Source organism: Novosphingobium sediminicola (assembly GCF_014196525.1).
Lineage (GTDB): Bacteria > Pseudomonadota > Alphaproteobacteria > Sphingomonadales > Sphingomonadaceae > Novosphingobium > Novosphingobium sediminicola.
In genome coordinates, this window is sequence record NZ_JACIDX010000003.1 from 1 (window position 1) to 22,701 (window position 22,701).

Below are 22,701 nucleotides of genomic sequence, written 5' to 3' on the forward strand. Positions count from 1 at the left end.
GCTTGAACTCACGGCTAAACTTCCTTCGTTGCATCGATGCTCTCCGTTCGATGAAAACACCTTATCTCGGTGTCCATCAAACCGGCAGCACCTCACTTGGGTCTACACCCAGGCAGAAATTAGCCCCAACTTTTCTGAACCATGGGCCGTTATGGCAAATCCTATCGGGTCGCCAAACGTCAACTCAGGCGGCGCTTCCAGCGATAGAACGCTTTGTTCGGGAGCCGACAAATGCCGAGCAACTGCCGCCATGGAGTGATTGAGGTGTGGCTGTCGGCTTTTGTCATAACTCGCCGATATATTATGGGCGCCATCTGAATTTCTTGCGATTGATTCGCAAATTGCGTTAAAGTCCTGCCGATCGTCGACACATCACGTCGTCAATGCTTGGACGACGGTGTTCGATGACTGGAGATGTTTTATGCGCCGCTTTGCTGCTGTTCTTCCGATGCTGATGTCATGCGCGGCGATGGCGCAAACCGGCGAGGAGGCGCATCCCCGGATTGTCGTCACCAGCGCCGCGACGATTCCCAGCCCTCCCGACCGCGCCGTTGTCAGCTTCTCCGTTCATGGCGAGGGCACAACCAGTGACGAAGCCGTGCGCGCCATGGTGGCGAAACGGGACGCTATCGAGAAGGGACTGGCGGGGATCTCCGCCGGGCCCGACATACGCGCTGCGCAGATCGGGATCGCCGAGGTGCGCGGGCGTGACTGTAACCGTAACAGTTACGGAAATCCGCGTCTATCAACTGGCGAATGCGCGATTGTGGGCTATACCGCCGACCTCCAGATGGAGGTTCGCACGGCGGCGGTAAACGAGGCCGGCACGATGGTCTCGCTCGCCGGCCGTCTGGGCGCGACCAATCCCCGCATCGACCGCTTCTTCCTCGCCGAGGACAAGGAAATCCGGCGGCGCGGGGTCGCTGAGGCGCTGGCTGAAGCCAAGCTTCAGGCGGAAGTCATAGCACGCGCCTCAGGCGTCAGGCTGGGCGGCATCCTCAGCGTTTCCAATCTCAGCTTTAATGGCCCCGGCCCGTATGATGAGATCGTTGCCACGGCGCAGCGGGTCGGCGCGCCGCTCCCGCCTCCACCCCCGCCGCCGGTCGTGGTCGGGCTGAAGCCCCGCGCAATCGAAACGCAGGTGAAGATACAGGTGGTCTACGCGATCCAACCCTGAACATCAGACGTCCTTATTGCGGTTGGCAGGCGGCGGCTGTCGGGCAGGTTGCCGGAAACCAGCCCTCAACGCACAAGTATGTCATGTCAACGACGCCGCGTTAAGCTCCTCTACGAAGAGTTCAAGCGTGGCGATAAATGCCCGCGCGGCAGCGGAGCGATAGCCGCCCTCTCGCTGCAGCAACACTACCCGGCGCTCATCTATCGCCGGAAGAAGGGGCCGAAATCGCAGGTCGTCTCTTTCAAATGCGACGGCATCAGGAAGAATCGTCACGAGTGAACTCGATCTCACAAGTTCGATGAGTGTTGTCATCGAGCTTGTTTCTATGACGATATTCGGCTTGATCCCGTGCCGCTTGAAATGTTTGTCGATGGTTTGTCGGGTGGCGAAAGTCCGGTTCAGCAGGACCATCTCTTCTTTCTCGATGCCCGCAACATCGATGGATTCGTGCGTCATTGCCGCGTGATCGTATCGGCCGACCAATGATAATCGCTCAGTGTGCAGAGGTTGTGCCGCGATACCGGTAACGCTCGACGCCCAGAAGGCGATAGCGCAATCGAGCTTGTCATCGGCAAGGTTGGTTTCGATTTCGTCTTGAGACAAGGCGGTCAGTTCGAGAAATATCCTGGGATATTTCTCGCGAAAGCGCCGGGCGAGCGGGGCAATCAGATAGCCGCTGAAGCTGGGGGTAAATCCAAGCCGCAGCATACCGGAACTTAGGTCATTGACGTCACGCGCGGCGCGGCGCGCCGCGTCGATCTCGCGAAAGGCGCGGTGAACATGGCTTAGATAGGTTGCGCCGGCATCGGTGGCGCGAACGGCTTTCCCTGTACGGTCGAGCAGTTGCACGCCCAGTTCCTGTTCCAACTGTCTTATCTGCTGCGATAGCGCCGGTTGGGATACATGAAGCGCCTGCGCGGCGCGGGTGAAGCTGCCGTGCTCCACGACAGCTGAAAGGTAACGTAGGTGTCGGAGGAGCATCAGTATAACGCCTGCTTATAGAGACCATCTCAAACTGGTCTTGGACAATTATAAGCCGAAAGTCGATACCTGCCGCATCAAGCATGGAGATCGACACAATGCAGAGGCTTATCGAAGGCTTCAAGCGGTTCAGGGATGGAGAATATCCCGAACGTATACCGCTCTTTCAAGAACTCGCGACAAAGCAGGAGCCGGGCACGCTGTTTGTTACGTGTTCCGATAGCAGGGTTGTTCCTGAATTTATCACTCAGAGCGAGCCGGGGGACATGTTTGTTATTCGCAATGCGGGTAACATCATCCCCTCTTTCGGTCCTCATCATGGCGGCGTTTCTGCGACGGTTGAGTATGCTGTCGCGGTCCTGGGCGTAGCCGATATTGTCGTATGCGGTCACTCCGACTGCGGCGCGATGACGGCCATTGCCGACGGGGCTGACCTCAGCACCTTGCCGGCGGTTTCAAGCTGGCTGCACCACGCGGACGCGGCAAAAGCGATCAACGACGCGCATGTTCATAGCTGCAAGTCCGGGAAGGTTGCGGGCATGGTGCGCGAAAACGTCATCGCCCAGCTCGCAAATCTTCGCACGCACCCGTCCGTCGCGCTTGCGCTCTCCGAAGGTCGCGTCCGCCTTCACGGTTGGGTCTATGATATCGGCGAAGGATCGATCGAGGCTTACGACGCTTCGAGCGGCCGGTTCGTCGATCTGATCGACTATCCCGAAACCGACGCCACCGCCCTCAACCTCGTTTCCTGATGCGCAGGGCGCCGGATTTCCGCGCCCGTCATTTCCCAAAATATCGATACTGATGAAAGGTAAATGCATGACCCAAGTTCAAGTGACCCAGACCGCCCGCAAGGCACTGACCGAAGCCGTCATTCAGACGAAGGCCGAGAAACAGCTCAGTTGGACCGCCATTGCTGCAAACAGCGGCCTTTCGCGCGAATTCGTCACCGCTGCGCTGCTCGGACAGCATCCGCTGCCGACGAGCGCTGCCGAGGCCGTTGGCGAGACGCTGGGCCTGAGCGCCGACCAAATCGAGCTGCTTCAGGCGATCCCGATCCGCGGCAGCTTCCCGGATGGCGTGCCCACCGACCCGACCATGTATCGTTTTTATGAGATCATCCAGGTCTACGCCACCACCCTGAAATCTCTTGTTCATGAGGATTTCGGCGACGGCATCATCAGCGCCATCAACTTCAAGCTCAAGCTTGAGAAGCGCGAAGATCCCGAAGGTGGCCACCGCTGCGTCATCACGCTCGACGGCAAGTATCTTCCGACCAAGCCCTTTTAACGCTGGGGCTGGCGCAAGGAAGCGCAGGCCACCCTCTGGCTTCCTTGCGCAAAAAATTACTTGTACCTATCGGTAAAAGATTGTACCGATAGGTACATGCGGTAGACCCTTCGAGGAGACTCGGATGAAACGCCGCACTTTCATTGCTGCCCTCCCTGCTGCGGCCCTCACGGTTCCCGCGCTTGCCAAGGCCACGACCATCACGAAAGGAAATCACATGTCCCGTCCCCCGCTGCCCCCGTTCACTCACGATAGCGCCGTCGAAAAGGTCCGTCTGGCCGAAGATGGCTGGAACACCCGCGATGCGGCCAAGGTCGCGCTGGCCTACACGCTCGACACCCGCTGGCGTAACCGCGTGGAATTCGCGACCAATCGTCAGGAGGCGCAGGCTTTCCTTGAGCGCAAGTGGAACAAGGAACACGAATATCGCCTGATCAAGGAACTCTGGGCTTTTACCGGCAACCGTATTGCTGTGCGTTATGCCTATGAGTATCACGACGACAACGGCCAGTGGTTCCGCGCCTACGGCAACGAAAATTGGCAATTTGCAGAAGACGGATTGATGTCGAACCGCCACGCCAGCATCAACGAAATGCCGATCAAGGAAGCGGATCGCCTGTTTCACTGGCCGCTCGGCCGCCGCCCGGATGACCATGCTTCGCTGAGCGATCTCGGCCTGTGAGCTCCAAGCGCGTCCTCACCGATCGTGCAAGTGCTTTGCCCGCCTTGGCCGAAGCCTTCCGCGAACACGGGTTCGAGGGCGCGACTCTGGCCACTCTGTCGAAGGCAACCGGCCTTGGCAAAGGCAGCCTCTACAACTTCTTTCCCGGCGGGAAGGAAGAGATGATGGACGCTGTTCTGGAGAATATCGATGGCTGGTTTGCCAACGCTATTTTCTCGCCATTGGAGCAGGCCCTTGATCCGGCGGCGGCCATCACGGGCATGTTTGACGACGTAACCGCCTATTTCCGCTCTGGACAGCGGGTATGCGTCGTTGGCTGCCTTGGGCTGAACTCCGCCGGCGAGGCCTTCGCGGCCAAAGTGAAGGGCTACTTCGCGCGCTGGATCTCGGCCCTGGCCCATTGCCTTGAGGCGGGGAAGGTGCCGCCAGCGCTGGCCGCCAACCTCGCTGAAGAGGCGGTTTCCGGGATACAGGGCGCCATCGTGCTGGCACGAGCGCTTGGTGAGGAAGCCAGCTTTCTCCGGATCGTTCAGCGCCTTCAGTCGTCCTTGCTCGATGCCATCGTCCGCTACGGCTGAAACACGCCAAGCTGCTCGGCGCTACCAGATCGACATTCTGACACGAGGACAATGATCCATGTCACACACATTCTTGAAGACCATGTTCGGCCCAAGGTCACGCGCATTGCAGGACATCGACGGTTCGCGGGCCGCCTATGCGCGGATGGAAGCGCAGGCTGGTGAAATCGACATTCTCACCGATCGGGAGCTGGATTTCATCGCCTCGCGAGACAGCTTCTATCTGGCCAGCCTCAGCGAAGATGGCTGGCCCTATATGCAGCATCGCGGCGGCCCGGCCGGGTTTTTGCGCCGGATTTCCGGGAACTGCATTGGGTTTGCCGACTATCGCGGCAACCGGCAGTATCTTTCGACCGCGAACCTGGCGGCCGATAATCGGGTGTGTTTGTTCCTGATGGACTACCCCGCCCGTCGTCGCCTCAAATTGATCGGCCATGCCTATACCAGCGACGACCCCGAAAAGGTCGCCGCATTGATGGTGCCCGGTTACGATGCCGTCGCAGAGCGTGCCTTCGTGATCAACATTGTCGGGTTCGATTGGAACTGCCCCCAGCATATTACGCCCCGTTTCACAGAAGCGCAGATCGCCCAAACCACCCAGCCGCTGCTGGCTGAGATTGATCGGTTGCGCGCCCGCATTGCCGAACTGGAAGGAACATAATGATGGCTGGAAAGCTGACTTGCGGTGTCCACCATGTGGGCCTCACCGTCCCCGATCTCGATCAGGCGCGCGCATTCTTCTGCGACGTGCTCGGCTTCGATGTCGTGGGCGGCAAACCGGACTATCCCTCGATCTTCGTCTCAGACGGCACGGTGCTTCTGACGCTCTGGCGCGCGGCCGATCCGATCACCGCTCGCGCTTTTGATCGTCGCGCCAATATCGGCCTGCATCATCTGTCACTGGCTGTGGCCAACGATGATGCTCTGGACGAGGCGTGGGAAAAGATAAGCGCGCATCCCGAAGTCATCATCGATGTTGCGCCTGAACCGATGCGCCCGGGATCGGCAACACGGCATTTTCTGGTGTTTATTCCCGGCGGCATCCGCCTTGAACTCGCGACACCCTTTGCCAAAGGCTGAAAAGCTTCGAGAATAACCATGGCGTGTGTCACAGTTAAAAACCGTTGGTCCCTTCCCCGTGCCGCCGGGCATAAAAACGGCGGCCGGAGATACTCCGACCGCCATATGTGACACGCCCCGCCCCTCAATCGGCATCAGCCATAGCTGGCCTGAAGAAAGCGCTCCGCATCGAGCGCTGCCATGCAGCCCATGCCCGCCGCCGTCACCGCCTGACGATAGACCTTGTCCGCCACATCGCCGGCGGCAAAAACGCCGGGAATGGCCGTCAGCGAGGTGCCGGGACGCACCTGCAAATAGCGATCCTCATCAAGCGGCATTTTGCCAACGAACAGGTCGGTCGCTGGCTTGTGACCGATGGCCACGAAAGCGCCCTGCGTCGGATGCCGGCTGCTTTGGCCACGGATTGTATCGATCAGGTCCAACCCGCTCAGCGCCCCACCCGGCCCCTCGCCGACAAAGCGCGCCACTGCCTTGTTCCACAGCACATGGATGCGGGGATGAGCGAACAAGCGATCCTGAAGCATCTTCTCCGCGCGCAACGTGTCCCGGCGGTGGATCAACGTCACATCCGGGCTGTGATTGGTCAGATATAGCGCTTCCTCCACCGCCGTATTGCCGCCGCCGATCACGCAGACCGGACGTCCGCGATAGAAAAATCCGTCACAGGTGGCACAGGCCGATACCCCCTTGCCGGACAGCGCCGCTTCGCCATCCACCCCCAGCCATCGCGCCTGTGCGCCCGTGGCGATGATCAGCGCGTCGCACAGATAGGTAACGCCGCTGTCGCCCGTCAGACAAAAGGGGGGCGCGGACAGTTCGACATCGACAATCGTGTCCCACATCATCCGCGCGCCCACATGCTCGGCCTGCGCCTGCATCTGTTCCATCAACCATGGACCTTGCACCACATCGCGAAAGCCGGGGTAGTTTTCGACATCGGTGGTGATGGTCAATTGCCCGCCCGGCTGCATGCCCTGAAGGACGATGGGGTTGAGCCCTGCCCGCGCGGCATAAATCGCGGCGCTGAGCCCCGCAGGGCCGGAGCCCAAAATAATGACGCGGGCCGTGATCTGCTCGCTCATTGACCTTTCCCTCCTGCCGACGTTGCGACCGGACCGCGCAGGAATTCCGCCTCAATCTGCAATGTCACTTCATCGCCCAGCAAAGCCGCATATTTGGTCATACCGAACTCCGATTTGCGGATCACCGTACTGGCCGAAAATCCGGCGCGCGGGGTGGGCAGACCAAACCCCGTGCCCGTGCCGTTAAAGGTAACGGCAAAGGTCACCGGCCGAGTCACGCCCCGCATGGTCAGATCGCCCGCCATCATGCCGTGATGCCCATCGCCCGGATCAATCGAGCGCGAGGTAAAGGTGATGGCCTTGCCGTGCACAGCGTCGAACCACGCCTCTTGCGCCAGTTCCTTGTCCAATGCCGGTTGCCCGGTGCTGGCCGAAGCGGGATCGATCCGGGCGGAGACATGGGCATGTTCAGGATGGGCCGGATCATAATCAAATTGCGCTGCGATCTTGTCGAAACGCATGGTGTAAAACGAAAAGCCAAGGTGGCTCAGCCTGACGGTGACGCTGGCATGGGTTGGATCGATCATCCACACCCCGGCGGGCATATCGACCGGATCGTGCGAGGTGATGCCGGGCTCGGCGTGCAAAGGCACAGCAGCAGCAAGAATGAACAGCCCAACGCTGGCAAGAATGCGAGTGGTCATAAAATGATCCTGTAGGGAAAGTTCAAGGTTGGGTCGCCGAGCGCGTCGGGTGCCACACGATCAGCTTCCACCGCCCCTCCTCACGCCGATAAACTGCGGTGAAATATTGCGCGCCCGCATTGCCCCGCCCATTGACCGTGACATCAAATCGAAAGAGGCCCGTAAGAACCCCCACATCGCCTCGCACCGAGGCATGAAGGTCATCAAGACTGTAGCTTTTATAGACGACCCCCTCGGTGGCCAGATGGTCGAGATAGGCCTTCTTGTCCCTCTCGAAACCTGACGCATCGACATAGATGAGATCGGCGCCGGTCATGGCGTCAATAGCGGCCAGATCGACATGGGCCACCGCATCGCGACGGGCATGTTCAAAGGCGATCAGAGCGTCAGTGGCGGCGTTCGAAACGGGCGCGGCCAAAGCGGCAACAGGCCCTATCGCCAAAAGGCAGGCCAGAGGGCCGAGCAAAAATCTGGTCATGAGCGGAAATCTCGCATGGCTCCGCCACGGCCGACTCCAAGGGGCGACCGTAACGGAAAACGGAATGGGAAAGCGGACAAGGCGAGTTGGGAAAGATGCCTATTTCAGGGCATATTTGACCGAACAACCATAGGGCATGGCCGCCTTGGTGGTAATCGGCTTACCGGCCAGCGCCTCATCCAGCGCAGCGGCGATATAGTTCTTCGCCTGGGGCAGATCCTCCACACGGTTGGTAGGGATACTGTCAATACCGCCCATATAGAGCAATTTCCCGTCGCGCCCGATCAGGAACATATGCGGGGTGGTTGTGGCGCCATACAGATGCCCCACCACGCCCTTGGGGTCGAGCAACACATCGCTGGGCGCGGCTTTCTGCTGGGCGGCGGTTGCAAGGGCGGTTTCGGGGGTGCGATAACCTTCACGCCCCGGCGCACCCGAATTGATCGACAACCAGGTCACGCCGCGTTTCGTATAGGTCCGCTGAAGCGCCTGCATATGGCCGCTGCCATAATGTTTGCGGACAAAGGGGCATTCCGGATTGGTCCATTCCAGAACGATGAACTTGCCCTTGAACCTATTGAGCGAGACCTCCTTGCCATGCATGTCCGTCAGCGTGAAATTGGGCGCGACATCGCCCACATGCACATCGGCAAGAGCCGTGACGGGCCCCGCAGCAAGGCCAAGGAACAGAGCGGTGGACAGAAAATTTCGTTTCATAAACAGCTCCTTGAAGCAATCGGAAGGAAAGGGGATCATGCTTGCGGCGATGCCGTCGGAAGACCGTCCAGCGCCTTGAGGATTTCATCCGTGGTCACCAGATCGCGCACCAGCAGCGGCTCGCCAGCGCCGGGCGCATAGAGGATGTGCAAGGGCACGCCGCTGCGTCCGTTAGCCGCCAGGATTTTGGTGATGGTGGCATCGCGGCGGGTCCAGTCGGCTTCCATCAGGACCACGCCATGGTTGCGAAAGGAGCGGCTGACATCGGGACGGCTCAGCACCATCTGTTTGTTGACGATGCAGGTGGCGCACCATGCGGCGCTGAAATCAACGAAGACCGGCTTGCCCTCGCTGCGCATCTGCGCCAGCTTTTCGGGGGTAAAGGCCTGCCATTCGCCCGATGCGTCGCTGGCGGCGGCAGGCGGCAGCAGCAGCGATCCGGCATAAGCGAACCACAGCGCTGCTCCACCGCACAGTGTCAGCAAGCCCAATGCAAAGCGGCGTACCGGGGCTTCCTGAAACATCGTGCCCCAGCGGCCCCATGCCCAAAGACCGATGGAAAGCAGCAGCATCGCCACCATCGCCTGCAACAGGCCGTTCATGCCCGTCTGTTGCCCGAATACCCAGAGCAACCAGATGATCGTGCCCAGCAGGGGGAAAGCCATCGCCTGTTTCAGCGTGTCCATCCACGCCCCCGGCTTGGGCAAAAAGGCCAGCCATTGCGGGCGCAGCGACAGCACCAGATAGGGCGACGCCATGCCCAGCGCGAGGGCCGTGAACACCACAAAGCCGATAAAGGTCGATTGCGTCAGCGCAAAGGCAAGCGCGGTGCCCATAAAGGGCGCGGTGCAGGGTGTGGCCAGAACCGTGGCCAGAACGCCGCTCATAAAGGAGCCGCTTATGCCGCCCTTGGTCCGTACCCGGCCCGCCGCGCCAACCAGTCCCGCGCCCATTTCAAAGATACCCAGCAGGCTGAACGCCAGCGTCAGCAGCAACAGGCACAGCATCACCACAATGATCGGCGACTGCAACTGAAACCCCCATGCCAGTTGCGCCCCGGCGGCACGCAGCCCCATCAGCGTGCCCGCCAGCACCCAGAAGGACACCAACACCCCCAGCACATAGATCCAGCCATGCAGCGCAATCTTGCGCCTGTCATCGCCCGCGCTTTGCACAAAACCCATGATCTTGAGCGAGAGCACCGGAAAGACACAGGGCATCAGATTGAGGATCATGCCGCCAATAAAAGCGGTCAGCAGCATGCCGCCCAGCGTCGCCAGATCCGCGCCGGATGCAGGGGCCGGGACCAAAGGATCATGCACCGCCCCGCCCCCGGCTCCTATCCGGGCCGTGACCCGCGCCGCCGTGACGCCATCGCCCCAACCCTGCGCCACCCAGACCCCGTTCAATGCCGTGGGCGTGCCTTGCGCATATTGCGATGGTTTGAGCGTGACCGACAGCACGCCATTATCGAGGGTCGGATTTTGCGGCGCGCCCGATTGGGTAACGCCCGCATCATCGGCGAAGAAATAAGCGCCACCGGGCAGCGGTTGCCCCGAGAGCGGACGCGCGGTCAGGCGATAGCTGCCATCGCCCAGCCTTTGCGTGGCAAATTCCCACTTGGGGGCCGGTTGCGGCAATTGCGCCCGCGCCTTTTCAAACAGCGCCGCATGGGCCGGATCGGGCAATGCCGATGCGCCCACCGGCAGGCTGAGCACCAGATCCGCCCCGCCCGGGATGCATTCCTCGGCGCTGCATACCAGCCAGTCAACGCGTGCCTTGATCTGCGCGCGCGCACCATTCAGCGCCGCCGTGCGGATCGGGCTGGCCAGCAGGACATCACCCTCATAGCCATAATTCATGATCGTGGAGAGCGGCAGCCGCGTGGGCGTCGGCCAGTCGATGGGCCCGGCCTCAAATCCCTTGGGCAGCGTCCATTTGATCGTGGTGGCCAGCCCCGAATCCCCGGAATTGCGCCAATAGGTGTGCCAAGTCGGGTCCATGGTCAGATGCACGCCCACCATGACCGGTTGGCCCGGCACAAAGGCGCTTTCACGCGCAACCAGTTCGGCCACCACGTGACCATCGCGGACCGGGGCCGCATGGGCGGGAGCAAGAGAAGCGCACATCAGACCGGCCATGCCGATCATCGTGCGGGCGAATTGAGATAGATGCATGATCATGGGACTTTCGTTGCCTCCCATGCCTGAAGGCGCCATTGGCCGTGCTCCTGGACATAAACGCCGGTAAACAGCGTCTTGCCTGTGCGGACCGGGGGCGATGATGCATTGGTGGCATAGGTGTAGAGGCCATGGGTCACCGCCACGTCGCCCATCACGCGCACCTTTTCCTGCGTCATGTCATAGGAGGCCAGCGTGACCTCACCCTTGGCGATATAGGCCAGATATTGCGCCTTGTTCTGGCGCAATCCGCTGGCATGGACATAATTGAGATCCCCGGTCGTCATCCGGTCAAGGGTGGGCAGATCGCGCGAGACCGTTGCATCCAGCCTCTGGTGCTCGATCCGCAGCAGCACGGCCTGTTCGACATCAGAGGCGCAGACCGGCGTCGCGATGATTGCCAGTAGCGGTATGAGCATGGCTTCCCGCAGTTTAAAATGTCTCATCCTCGGGTTCCTCAAAACTTCTTGGAAATATCAAGCGTCCAGGTCCGGCCCGGCAACAACTGGCCATAGACCCCGGTGTTGTAGCCCTGCGGCGTGCCGTCGAGCGGAGGGTGCTGGTCCAGCAGATTGACCACGCCCAGCCGTATCCCCAGCCCCTTGAGAGCATCGGTGCGATCATGGAATTCATAGCCGACCGACAGGTTGTAGGTGGTGGTCGCGGGCACGACATAACGATAGTAAACCGTGCCCAGATTGGTGCCCTTGGCGATATAGGATGGCGCGCCCAGTTGCTGATACAGCGCTTCGGACTGGGCCTGCTGCGTGGCGGTGCCAACGGGCAAGGCCACGCTGCTCGATTGATAGGAGCCGATGTAATAGGCCCCCATCGAAGCCGAAAAGCCGCCCTTGAGCCATGTCAGGCTGAGATTGCCCCGCCATTTGCTGGCCCCGTCACGGCCCAGCCGCACATCCGGCAAAGAGCCGACGGTGGGCGTCACTTCATAACGGCGCAGATTGGCCGCATCGGCCTGAAGCACAAAGCGGCCCACTGTCCATTCCGGCGAACGATAGGTGGCGCTGAAATCAAGGCCGGAGATAAACGAACTGGCCGAATTGAACGGCGGGGTGCGCACGCCATAGATGGTATTATCGCTGTTGCGGATGACGCGCGGATCGCCCTTATAGGCATCGGTCCCGCTGCCAAAGGGCTGTGCGCCATAGGCAATGCCGGGATTGGCCGCGACGATCTTGCTGAGCAAGGCCGCATCATTCTGCAGAATGTCGGACACGGCAACGGTGGTGATCAGGTTACGCTGGCTGATTTCCCAGTAATCGACCGAAAAGCGCAGGCCGCGCATAAAGGGCACATCAACCACGGCGCCCAGCGAGCGGCCCGTCGATTCCTCGGGCCGAAGTGCGGAATTGCCCGCAAAGATCGTCCAGTGCGGCCCGCTGACATTGGTCATCGGGTCAAGGAATACCGAAAGGTTCTTGCGCTCTCCGCCATTCAGCGTGGGCAGATTGGGGGCGCGAAAGCCCTGATTGTAAGAGCCGCGGAACAACAGCCAACTGGTCGGGTGCAGCGTCACTCCAAATTTGGGTTTCACCACCGAGCCAAAGTCGCTGTAATTTTCAAACCGGAACGATCCGGTCAGTTCGAGCGAGCGGATCAGCGGCACATGATTGTCGGGCGAAATCACCGGCAACACCGCCTCGCCATAAACGCTGCTGATGTTGCGGCTTGCCGCCCAACTTGCGGCGGGGCCAAACAGGATGAAGTCATTGTTGTCGGTGGCCAGACCCGATCCGGCCGGATTGAGCCCGGCGTAGGGCGGCATGGAGAAGCTGAAACTTTCGCGCCGATGTTCCGCGCCCGCCGCCACGGACAGCGGGCCCGCCCACAGATCGATCAGCTTGCCACTGATCTTGGCATCGACACCGGCCAGCGAGGACCGGCCGCGGCGAACAAAATCGGCCAGAAACGGCGTATAGGCGCTGGCCGGATTGCTGTAGGGCTGATCGACCACAATCGCCCCGCCCACCTGCCTAAAGGTAAAGCCAAAAGGATTATACGTCCCGTTCTGCACCGCCTGTTGCAGCAGGCTTTCGCGCACGGCATTATGGCCGATGTCGGTGACTTCGCTGGCCGTGTAATAGGCCGCCGTTTCCCAGCGCCATTTCCCGCCCAGCGTACCGCGCAATCCGCCCAGCACGCGATAGACCGTATCGGAAATCTCGTCGCGTTCATTGGGCAGATCGGTAAACACCTTGGTCAGCAGGGTGACCGATTGGCCATAAGGATTGAACGGGCTGCTGGCCGGTACGATCAGCTTCTGATCGGCAAAGCTGCCGCCATTATAGCTGATCGGCTGACGAACCAGTACCGAATGCGCGCGGTAATAGGACGCCTCGCCAAAGGCGGTGAGATTGGGCGAAATTTCATAGTCGATCGCCGCGAACACATTGATCCGGTCGCTTTGCGGGACAATGGCCTGATAGGCGTTGTTGTTGAAGTAATAGCCGGGAGCGGTATCGACGCTGCGCGCGGGCGCGGTGGTGCTGAGGGAATAGGTGCCGCCGGTCTGCGGAACAACATAATTGGTCGTGCTGCCCGAACCGATGGTAAAGCTGGGATAGGCCCCGGCGGCCTGAAGGCGATAGAAGGGATTGGCCGACAGCGGGATCAACGTGCTGACCGCATTCCACGGCGCTGGCGCCTGCGACACGAAATTGCCCGCAGCGGTGTAGGGACGATCTTTGAGGAAAATAGCGTCGCGGTGATAGAAATCGACGGTGGCGGTGATATGCCCACGCCCCTGCGCGAATTTCATGCCCGCCAGCAGCGAGGCGCCAAATTCCTTGCCATCGCCATATTCATTCGCGGTGGAGCGGACTTTGGCCTCCAGCCCGTTGAATTTCTTGTCGATGATATAGTTGATGACCCCCGCCACCGCATCCGAACCATAAATGGATGACGCACCGTCGCGCAGCAATTCGATGTGATTGACGCCCTGTGTCGGCAATTGGTTCACATTGACCGAGGCAGATGGCAGGCCGCCTTCGTCGGTGGTGCTGATCGCATGGGGCGCCAATCGTCGCCCATCAAGCAGGACCAGCGTGTTGCCGCTGCCGATGCCGCGCAGGTTGATCGCGGCAAAATCGCCGCGTGCGGAAAAGGAGCCATTGGCCCCTTCATTGAGCGGCGCGCCCGTCACCTGCGGCAGGCTGGTCAGCAGCGCCACCGGCGTGCTGGCGTTGCGGGTGGCCATCACGCTTTGATCCACCACCGACAGAGGCAGAGCGCCGCTGTCGGCGCGCCGGATGTTGCTGCCGGTGACGATGATTTCCTGCACTGTGGGCGCAGGCGGGCGCGGATCGCTGGGGACCGAAGCAGCCGGGGGCGAACTGACAGGTTGCGTCATCGCCACCGGGGTTGACCGGGGGCGAACCGGGTCGCCGGATTTGCGCAAAACAACAGTATGCCCATTGTCGCTGATCACGCTCAGCCCGGTTCCGGCAAGAACCGTCCGGAGCGCCTGTCTGATATCATAGGCCCCGTGCAAGGGCTGTATCCGCGAAGCGTTGGCATCCTCCAGCGGGAAGATGATCTGAAGCCCTGCCTGTTTGGCGAACAACGGCAATCCGGTACGCACCGATTGTGCAGGAACATCGAAATTCCGGGTCTGTGCTGCGGCTGTGGCAGAATGGGCAAAGACGGCAGCACTAGCCATCAAGGCCGCCCGACAAAGGCTCCCTCTCATCACTCTCTCCTTACCTCACCCTTTGTTATCCAGGGCGTTTTTGGTCTTCAGGACAGATGACGATCACGGAAAAATATTCCGCCGCGCTTCCTCATATTTTTTTAAAAAAACTTCAGATCTTTTGAAAACTCCAGAAAAGATTGAGAATTTTACTTTTTCGTCAAGCGGATCGTTTCACCTTGCCGCTCCACTTTGGCATCCAGCATCGTGGCCGCCGCCGTCGAAAAGCCAAGCGGATCGTTGCGCGAAAACCAGCCGACGACCCGTTTGTCCGCCAGGGCCTGATCGGCCACAACGATCTGCATCCGGTTATAGCGGTTGAAACTCTCCGCCGCCTCGCGCAGCGTTTCACCGTCCAGCCCGACCGAACCTTCGCGCCACGCCATCTGGCGGCTCATGGCATCATCGGACAGACGCGCCAGTTTCAACCCTCCGGCGGGGTCAATGGTGGCCGTTTCATTGCGATGCAGATCAATGGCGCGATCATGATCGGCCGCCGTCATCCTGACGATACCCTCGCTGACCACGATTTTCGTCCCACCTTCCCTGCTGACAGAGAAGGCCGTGCCGACGGCAACAAAACGGGCACCATTGGCCGAAACTGTAAAGGGCCGCGTCTTGTCCTTGGCCACATGGAACCAGCCCATGCCCTCGACCAGCGCCACATTGCGCGCATCGCGCCGCATGGTCACGTCGACGCGCGACTGGCTGTCCAGAACGATATGCGATCCATCGGCCAGAGTGAATTCGCGCACTTCCCCCCTGCCGGTCTGGAAAATCTGCGGCTCATCCAGAACATAGGGCCGCAACAGCAAGACCGCCGCCGCCGAGGCCGCGATGGCGGCGCCGCCGCCGATCATCCAGCGCCGGGTAAAGCGTTGATGCGCCCAGCCACGCGGCAATGGCGGGGCCACAGCCGGGTTCTGCGCCGCACCATTGAGCATCTGCCACAAGGCCATCGCCCGCATATAGGCGCCCTTGTGGCGACTGTCAGCTTCAAGCCATGCGGCAAGATTGGCGCGATCCTCCGGACTGGCATTGCCCGACACCATGCGAGCCAGCCATTCGGCGGCGATCTCGTCAATCGTCATTGCGGGATCAGGAGTCATCACGCGGCGCCTTCCTGTTGCTGCCCATCGGCATCCATCTCGGCTATGGCCTGCATCAGCAATTTCATCCCCCGCGCCACATCCTTTTCAACCACGTTTTCCGAAATACCCAATCGCTCGGCGGTTTCTCTCTGGCTCAACTGATGCACCTTGCGCATGGTGAACACCTCCCGGCATCGGTCAGGCAGACTTTCGATCAGCCTGCACACCATTTCATATTGCTGTTGCCCGCTAAGCACGCGCTCGGCGGATGGACTCTCATCTATGACGTGCAGGGATTCAAATTCCGCCAGACTTTCGAATTTTACGATCTTTTCGCGCCGGAACCGCTCGATCATGATATTGCGCAGGACCGTGTAGAAATAGGCACGACCGTTGCGGATATGGGAGAGATCCTGCGCCGCGCCGATCCGGCAATAGGCGTCCTGAATGATGTCATCCTCCTGATCCCGCAACTTGCCGACGCGGCGCAACCAGCGGCGTACCTCGCCTTCAAAGGGCAAGAGGTTCGCCCCGATCCAGGCGATGACGCCGTCATCCATGGGTTTTGGTGATCTCCTCTCCCGGATCAGTGCCGACTCTTGCGTTTTGGTCGCCGGTCGATCTGCTGGGCCGATTTCCATCATAGGCCGGGATTATGCGGGAAGGAAATAGCAATCAGGATTGCTATACTCAATTATATTCCCACACGCAGAAAACCGGCCCTGCCATGGGTCTTTCGACGCCCCGGTCGGCATCCCATGGCGATTGGGCATGAGGGCCTTGGCCGCCATAATCGGGACAAAATGAACGGGATTTCTTGCTACGTATTTCTGTAAGATTTTGAATCAAAATTATATTTCTTCAATTTATCATAGAGCGTTTTGCGCGGCATGGCAAAAATCTCGGCAACCAGACTGACATCGCCGCCATGTTCGCGCAGGTATTTCTCGATCAGCGCTTTCTCAAAGAGCGCAACCTTGTCGTTGAAACAACTGGTTTCAAATTCGCTGCCAGACTTGTTGATGCACAGCACATGTCGAAATGCGAAATGCCGCAATTCATGGGCGTTTCCAGGCCAATGATGGGTCAAAAGATAGGCCAGAACATCATCAGAGGTGATCGGGATCTCGCGGTTGAACTCATCAGCGGCCAATCCGCAGAAGGTCGCGAAAATGGGCAGGATATCCTCAGGCCGTTCGCGCAGCGGCGGGATAATGATGGTCGCACCGGCAAGGCGATAATAGAGGTCGGAGCGAAACAGCCTACGCTCGGCGGCCTCTTTCAGGTCCACTTTTGCCGATGCCACGAACTGAATATCGAGCGGTTCGACATGGCGGGCGCCCGGCCGGGCAAGCACACGGTCTTCGAGCAAGCGCAGAAAATGCGGTTGCACCGAAATCGGCATACTGTCCATTTCGTCCAGCAGCAGCACGCCCCCCTGTGCCTGTTCGAGCTTGCCGGGGCGAACGGGACTGCCAAACAGGACTTCGTCCACATTGCCATCGTTAAGGGACGCGCAATTGATCGTGACCAGCGCCTTTTGTCGACGCGGCCCGCGCCTTTGCAACAGTCGCGCCACCAGTTCCTTGCCCACGCCCGTTTCGCCGACCACAACCGTATCCAGACCGGCATGGGCCAGAGCATCAATGTCGCGGCGCAACTGTTCGACGCATTGCGAATGGCCCACAAGCGGATGATCGCCATAATCATTGGCCAATTGCTGCAACCAACGGTTTTCCAGCGCCTTTTTGCGCTGACCGACGGCCTGCCCCACGGTGGCGGCCAGATCGCTCATCGCAAAGGGCTTGGTCAGGAAATCGAAGGCCCCACCCTTGAGCGCGGCCACCGCCATCGGCGCATTGGCATGGCCGGTGATAAAAACTATCGGTATTTCAGGGTCCATGTTGCGCACCTGCTGGACAAAGGCAAAGCCATCCATACCGGGCATGCGGATATCCGAGACGATCACAATATGAAGATTGGGCGTAAGTCGGTCGAGGGCGCTTTGCGCGACGGCATGGGCTTCGACGCGAAAACCGGCAAGATCCAGTCCTTGCTGACAGGCCAGACGCAATTCCTGATCGTCATCGACCAGCAGAATGAGAGGCTCTTTATCCATGGTTATTATACCGCCTCCAGCGTGATGTCGAAAGTGGCGCCCCCGCCCGGTGTGGCGCGATACTGAATGGTGCCGCCAAAGGATGAAATAATGTCGCGCGATATGCCCAGCCCCAAACCCATTCCGGTGGGTTTTGTGGTGATGAAGGGGGCAAAGATCGAGGGCAGCGCCTGCTCCTCGATACCCGGACCATTGTCGGCCAGAGTGATGATCGCCTTGCCCGCATCGCAGTGCGCCGAGATGGAAATCACCCCTTCCGCCCGATCGCCCAGCGCTTCGAGGCTGTTTTGCAAGAGGTTGATTAAAACCTGCTCCATCTGCACCCGCACCGCCTTGATATGGACCTGCGCCAGTTCGCTCTCGTCATAATCCAGACGCGTGCTGCTGTGACGCAGGGACTCACCGATAATCAGCAGCGCGCCCTGGAGGATGTCCCATATGGAATATCGGTCGATCTCGCTTTGTCGCTTGATCGAAAAGCTGCGCAACTGATCCGATATTTTGCCGATCCTTTCGGTCAGACTGATGATTTTCGCCATATTGTCTCTGGCCACGCCATGTCTGCCCCTGTCCTGCAAGGCTAAGCCATTTTCGGCATAGCTACGGATGGCGGCGACCGGCTGGTTGATTTCATGGGCAACCTCTGCGGCCACCGCGCCCAGAATGGTCAGTCGGTTGGCACGCGCCAAGGCCTCGCGCGCCTCGCGGAAAGAACGCAAGGCTTCCTCGCGAGCGGCGGATTCGGCGCGGATGGAGGCATTGCTGGCCTCAAGCTCGCGGGTGCGCAATTGTACCTGACGCTCCAGATCGATCAGATAGCGGCGCTGTATCCCCCGGCGGATGCGCACCCGCGCCCAAAGACCAAACAGAATCAATTCCACCAGCCCGAGCGCAATCGTGGCAATGACCAGCCGGCTGCGCTGTTCGGCAATGAAGGGGTTGAGCGGCAAAAAATAGCACAACGTCAGCCCCTCCTCGCGCAGGGGGAGGCGGGCCACCACCTGTCGCACATGGCGATTGCCGATGGTCCATTCAAAATCGCCATTCGCCAGCCGTTCAACCGGCAGCGGATCAATGCCAAGACCGGGAAAACGGGCTGCTGTCTCGTTCTGCTTGCGCTCCTCGGCGGAAAGCGGGGTGAGCGAGTGAAGCCGCAATGCCGGTTGGCTCGCGATCAGGGCCATGCCTTGCTGATCGAAAGCCAGCGTGTATCCGGGCAGAAAGGCCCAGTTGCGCTCGACTTCAAAGAATTCGATCTTGAGCGCCAGCACGCCAATCGCCTTGCCCGCCCGCTCTATCCGGCGCGCCAGATAAAGGCCGGGGCGATGGCTGACCGTGCCCAGCGCGAAATAAGAGCCCGAGCCGGTTCGCAAGGCGTCGATGAAATAGGAACGGAAGCGGTAATTATGCCCGACAAACGTGTCAGGCTGCTGCCAGTTACTGGCCGCAAAAGTATCGCCGTTCTGATTCATCACATAGATGTCGGAGGCATGAGTCCGTTCCGCGATCAATTGCAAAGTGTGATTGAGTTTCTGAATATGCTTTGGATCCGGACGGTTGATCACCTCGAACACATCGGGATGTTCGGTCACCAGAATGGGGATGAGGCGGAATTTCTGCATCTCGCTCTTTAACAGTGAACCATTGGCGCTGACGCCGCGATTGGCATCAGCGCTGGCCTCGGCTCTGGCCAGACCGTTGGTCCACCACACGCCAATCACCCAAAAGATTGCCAGAGACACCGCAAAGCCAAAGGCACTCCACAATATCCATCGGCCCGGAACGAATGCGGTAATCCCGACTTGTGCAGAATTCCGCCAGGGAAGCGGCAGTGCCCGTGCGAAAATCCGCAATTTCTCACCTCCCCCAGACCAGCATAATTTTTATATTTCATTACTTTAGTGGCATTTAGGCAAGCACTTAGCCGCTCAACCAAAGCCTCGATATACCTGCATTCTAGACGGACAAAGTTCGCAACATCAAGAATACAAAACCGGAGGGGAACATCGTGAGAGGCATTCATTTACGCCGCAGCAGCGCGCGATTTCATGACGCAGGTCTCATCGCTTTGGCAGCAGCACTTATGCCCACCATGGCAGGCGCGCAGACCAGCGGACCTGCATCAACCGAGACCGCCGCGACGCAACCGTCCGCAAGCGAGGAAAAGGCCGGGGATCAGGCCATTATCGTCACCGGCACACGCATTCAGGGGGGATTTAACGCGCCGACACCGGTGACGGTAGCCTCGGTCGAAGACCTCAAACAGGCCGCCCCCACGAATATAGCCGATGGTCTGAACCAACTGCCGGCCTTTAACAGCAGCACGCGCACCACCAGTCCGGGCACTGCGGCGGCAACGGGCAACAATGGCCAGAACCTGCTTAACCTGCGCGGCCTTGGTCCCAACCGAACGCTGATTTTGCTGAACGGCAACCGCATGGTCGCCACCAACTTTCTCGGCTCGGTGGACGTCAATATCCTCCCGCAGGCGCTGATCAAGCGGGTTGATGTAGTCACGGGCGGCGCCTCGGCGGCCTATGGTTCGGATGCGGTTTCGGGCGTGGTCAATTTCGTGCTCGACGAAAATCTCAATGGGCTCAAGGGTGAAATTCGCGGCGGCCTGTCGACCTATGGCGATATGGGATCGAAAGCGGCCTCGCTGGCCTATGGCAAAAGCTTCATCGACGACCGCCTGCATATTCTGGCCAGCGCCGAATATTTCCAGCAGGACGGCATTCGCGCCGATCAATCAACCGGCCGCGCCTGGTTCGATAAAGCCGCAGGGCAATATGCCGTGCCTGGGGCGGCCACCACGGTATCGGTCGTTCCCGATATTCGCAGTTCGGCGGGCGCCTATGGCGGGCTGATTACGGCGGGCGCGCTCAAGGGCATCACGTTTCTGCCCAATGGTCAGCTTGGCACTTTCAACTATGGCACGCTGACATCATCGACCTTTCAGAGCGGGGGTGACGGGCCTCGGCTGAACATCGGCTTTTCGCCATCTCAGGAACGATACAACATGTTCCTGCGCGCGGCCTTTGATGTGACGGACAAGATCCAGATCTTTGCCGAAGGTCTGCATGCCTACAGCCACACCAATCAGGGCGCTTTCGTCAATTCCGAAACCGGGTCGGCTAACCAGTTCACGATTTTCCGTGACAATGCCTACCTGCCCGGCGCTCTGGCCACGCTCATGGATGCCAACCACCTGACTGCGGTGACGGTGGGTCGCTATTCGCCCGATTTTCCGCTGGTCGAGATCGAATCCGTGGGCAAGATCTATCGCGGAGCAATCGGAGCCAAGGCAGATCTTGGCCATGACTGGAAATTCGACACTACCTTCAATTATGGCCGATCGGTCCAGAATCTGTTCGAAAACAACCTGACGATCAACCGCAATCTCTATGCTGCGGCCGATGCTGTGCGCGATTCCAGCGGCAATATCGTCTGCCGTTCAACGCTTTCGGGTCTTGATGTCGGGTGCAAGCCGCTCAACATCTTTGGCGTGGGTTCACCCGGCGCCGATGCGATCCGCTATGTCACCGGCAACAGCCAGAAGTTCCTGACGATGGAACAATATGTGGCATCGGCCAACATCTCGGGGAAGCTGGGGGAACGGTTCTCACTGGGGGCGGGGCCGATCTCGGTGGCGACCGGGGTGGAATATCGCAAGGAAACGGCGGTCCAGACGACCGATGCCCTCTCGCCGATCACCACCTCCACCGCCGGGCTGCGCGGGGCGCCTTCCTCGCAGAACAACCGGCCCGGCGGCTTCAATTTCTTCAATCCCCTGCCCTTCACCGGCAGCTATACGGTGAAGGAAGGCTATCTCGAACTGGGCATCCCGGTGCTCAAGGACAGCCCGGTCGGCAAATCGCTCAGCCTGTCCACCGCCGCCCGCTATGCTTATTACAGCCGCACCGGCGGGGTGACGACATGGAAGCTGGGCGCGGAATATGAACCCGTCGATGGCATCCGCCTGCGCGCGGTACGTTCGCGCGACATTCGCGGGGCCAGCATTCTGGAACTGTTCAACCCCTCGACCCAGAGCAGCAACACCCAGCTCTATCAGGGGCGCAATATCCAGAACCTGACGATCAGCCTCGGCAATCCCGATCTGGTCCCGGAAAAGGCCGATACGACCACGTTTGGCGTGGTTCTGCGCCCGGCCTTTATCCCCGGTCTGCAAATTTCGGTCGATCGCTATGTCATCAAGATCAAGGATGCCATCGGCGCCCTGACCGCTCAGCAGACGATTGACGGCTGCGCGGCGGGCAGCAGCTTCCTTTGCAGCCAGTTGACGCTGACCACGGCGGGCACGCTGATTACCCGCACGCCCAGTCTCAATCTTGCGGTGCAGCAGGTGAGCGGCATCGACTTCGAGGCGGCCTATAATCGGCGCATCGGTCCGGGCACGCTGACCCTGCGTGCGCTGGCGACCAACCGCACCTCGGCCTATATCATCCTGAACGGTTCCGCACCAATCAGCAGTTTGGGCGAGACCACCACACCCCGCTGGACCGGCAATCTTTCAGTCCGCTATGCCACGGACAAATGGTCGCTCTTCGTTCAAGAGCAGTATATCTCTCCCTCTTTGTTTGACGCGACCAAGGTGGAAGGGGTTGATACGAACCTCAACCATACGCCCGCCATTCTTTATACCAACGCGACATTCACCTATAATCTGGGCCTTGGCGGCGCAAAGCAGCAGCTTTTCCTGTCGGTGAACAACCTGTTCAATCAGGACCCGCCCATCGCCACCCGCAATCCGACCACTTTTTCCAGCCCCACCACCGGCGCCTATGACTCGATCGGGCGCTACTTCACGGCGGGTGTCCGTTTCCAATTCTGATCGCAAGTGCGTGGCCGATCCTGTGGCTGGCCACAAACATGGAG

The 22,701-nt window shown here is 59.9% G+C and carries 20 protein-coding genes; 8 read left to right on the forward strand and 12 right to left on the reverse strand.

The genetic code is table 11. From position 1 onward, the window contains the following. Positions 1–421 precede the first annotated feature (421 nt). A complete protein-coding gene (locus GGR38_RS04265) occupies positions 422–1,177 on the forward strand; it encodes an SIMPL domain-containing protein (protein ID WP_183623048.1) in 756 nt (251 codons plus the stop codon). Positions 1,178–1,258: 81 nt separating this feature from the next. Here the strand turns inward: GGR38_RS04265 and cynR are convergent, their stop codons facing one another. Then, positions 1,259–2,158, reverse strand: a complete 900-nt coding sequence (cynR, locus tag GGR38_RS04270) for a transcriptional regulator CynR (protein ID WP_183623050.1) — start codon at positions 2,156–2,158, stop codon at positions 1,259–1,261. A gap of 83 nt (positions 2,159–2,241) precedes the next feature. Here cynR and GGR38_RS04275 point away from each other — a divergent pair, with 83 nt between their 5' ends. The 6 genes from GGR38_RS04275 (at position 2,242) to GGR38_RS04300 (ending at position 5,788) form a co-directional block, all read left to right on the forward strand. Continuing rightward, the gene (locus tag GGR38_RS04275; RefSeq protein WP_281379358.1) at positions 2,242–2,910 is read left to right on the forward strand and encodes a carbonic anhydrase; all 669 of its coding nucleotides are present in this window, start codon (positions 2,242–2,244) and stop codon (positions 2,908–2,910) included. A gap of 67 nt (positions 2,911–2,977) precedes the next feature. Then, positions 2,978–3,448: a cyanase gene (gene cynS / locus GGR38_RS04280; RefSeq protein WP_183623052.1), complete on the forward strand. Its 471-nt coding sequence runs from the start codon at positions 2,978–2,980 to the stop codon at positions 3,446–3,448. Positions 3,449–3,665: 217 nt separating this feature from the next. Next, a complete protein-coding gene (locus GGR38_RS04285) occupies positions 3,666–4,130 on the forward strand; it encodes a nuclear transport factor 2 family protein (protein ID WP_183623615.1) in 465 nt (154 codons plus the stop codon). Between the two features lie 44 nt (positions 4,131–4,174). Next, a complete protein-coding gene (locus GGR38_RS04290; protein WP_246404235.1) occupies positions 4,175–4,708 on the forward strand; it encodes a TetR/AcrR family transcriptional regulator in 534 nt (177 codons plus the stop codon). A gap of 106 nt (positions 4,709–4,814) precedes the next feature. Further along, positions 4,815–5,369 carry a pyridoxamine 5'-phosphate oxidase family protein gene (locus GGR38_RS04295; RefSeq protein ID WP_246404236.1) on the forward strand — a complete coding sequence of 185 codons (555 nt, stop codon included), beginning with the start codon at positions 4,815–4,817 and terminating at the stop codon, positions 5,367–5,369. Between the two features lie 2 nt (positions 5,370–5,371). Then, positions 5,372–5,788 (forward strand): VOC family protein, encoded by a 417-nt coding sequence (locus GGR38_RS04300; RefSeq protein ID WP_183623062.1) that lies wholly within the window; start codon positions 5,372–5,374, stop codon positions 5,786–5,788. A 134-nt stretch (positions 5,789–5,922) separates the two neighbouring features. On the opposite strand, the gene trxB is transcribed toward GGR38_RS04300, so the two are convergent. The 11 genes from trxB to GGR38_RS04355 form a co-directional block, all read right to left on the reverse strand. Continuing rightward, a complete protein-coding gene (gene trxB, locus GGR38_RS04305; protein ID WP_183623064.1) occupies positions 5,923–6,870 on the reverse strand; it encodes a thioredoxin-disulfide reductase in 948 nt (315 codons plus the stop codon). Beyond that, positions 6,867–7,514, reverse strand: a complete 648-nt coding sequence (locus tag GGR38_RS04310) for a YceI family protein (RefSeq protein WP_183623066.1) — start codon at positions 7,512–7,514, stop codon at positions 6,867–6,869. Before GGR38_RS04310 ends, trxB begins: the two co-directional genes overlap by 4 nt. A gap of 22 nt (positions 7,515–7,536) precedes the next feature. Further along, positions 7,537–7,992, reverse strand: coding sequence for a nuclear transport factor 2 family protein (locus GGR38_RS04315; protein WP_183623068.1), 456 nt, complete (start codon positions 7,990–7,992; stop codon positions 7,537–7,539). 99 nt (positions 7,993–8,091) lie between these two features. Further along, entirely contained in the window at positions 8,092–8,709 is a 618-nt protein-coding gene (locus GGR38_RS04320) for a redoxin domain-containing protein (protein ID WP_183623070.1), read from the reverse strand. Between the two features lie 35 nt (positions 8,710–8,744). After that, positions 8,745–10,892 carry a protein-disulfide reductase DsbD family protein gene (locus tag GGR38_RS04325; protein WP_183623072.1) on the reverse strand — a complete coding sequence of 716 codons (2,148 nt, stop codon included), beginning with the start codon at positions 10,890–10,892 and terminating at the stop codon, positions 8,745–8,747. Next, the gene (locus GGR38_RS04330) at positions 10,889–11,308 is read right to left on the reverse strand and encodes a nuclear transport factor 2 family protein (protein WP_183623074.1); all 420 of its coding nucleotides are present in this window, start codon (positions 11,306–11,308) and stop codon (positions 10,889–10,891) included. Before GGR38_RS04330 ends, GGR38_RS04325 begins: the two co-directional genes overlap by 4 nt. A 38-nt stretch (positions 11,309–11,346) precedes the next feature. Next, positions 11,347–14,565: a TonB-dependent receptor gene (locus GGR38_RS04335; protein WP_183623076.1), complete on the reverse strand. Its 3,219-nt coding sequence runs from the start codon at positions 14,563–14,565 to the stop codon at positions 11,347–11,349. Between the two features lie 179 nt (positions 14,566–14,744). Continuing rightward, on the reverse strand, positions 14,745–15,704 hold the full coding sequence (locus tag GGR38_RS04340) for a FecR family protein (protein ID WP_183623078.1): 960 nt from the start codon (positions 15,702–15,704) through the stop codon (positions 14,745–14,747). Beyond that, positions 15,704–16,330, reverse strand: a complete 627-nt coding sequence (locus GGR38_RS04345; RefSeq protein ID WP_183623081.1) for an RNA polymerase sigma factor — start codon at positions 16,328–16,330, stop codon at positions 15,704–15,706. The genes GGR38_RS04340 and GGR38_RS04345 overlap by 1 nt, the downstream gene beginning before the upstream one ends. Positions 16,331–16,506: 176 nt before the next feature. Then, positions 16,507–17,805 (reverse strand): sigma-54-dependent transcriptional regulator, encoded by a 1,299-nt coding sequence (locus tag GGR38_RS04350; RefSeq protein WP_183623083.1) that lies wholly within the window; start codon positions 17,803–17,805, stop codon positions 16,507–16,509. Positions 17,806–17,810: 5 nt separating this feature from the next. Beyond that, positions 17,811–19,547, reverse strand: a complete 1,737-nt coding sequence (locus tag GGR38_RS04355) for an ATP-binding protein (RefSeq protein ID WP_183623085.1) — start codon at positions 19,545–19,547, stop codon at positions 17,811–17,813. Positions 19,548–19,888: 341 nt separating this feature from the next. On the opposite strand from GGR38_RS04355, the gene GGR38_RS04360 reads away from it, so the two are divergent. Then, positions 19,889–22,657, forward strand: a complete 2,769-nt coding sequence (locus GGR38_RS04360) for a TonB-dependent receptor plug domain-containing protein (RefSeq protein ID WP_183623087.1) — start codon at positions 19,889–19,891, stop codon at positions 22,655–22,657. The last annotated feature ends 44 nt before the right edge of the window (positions 22,658–22,701 follow it).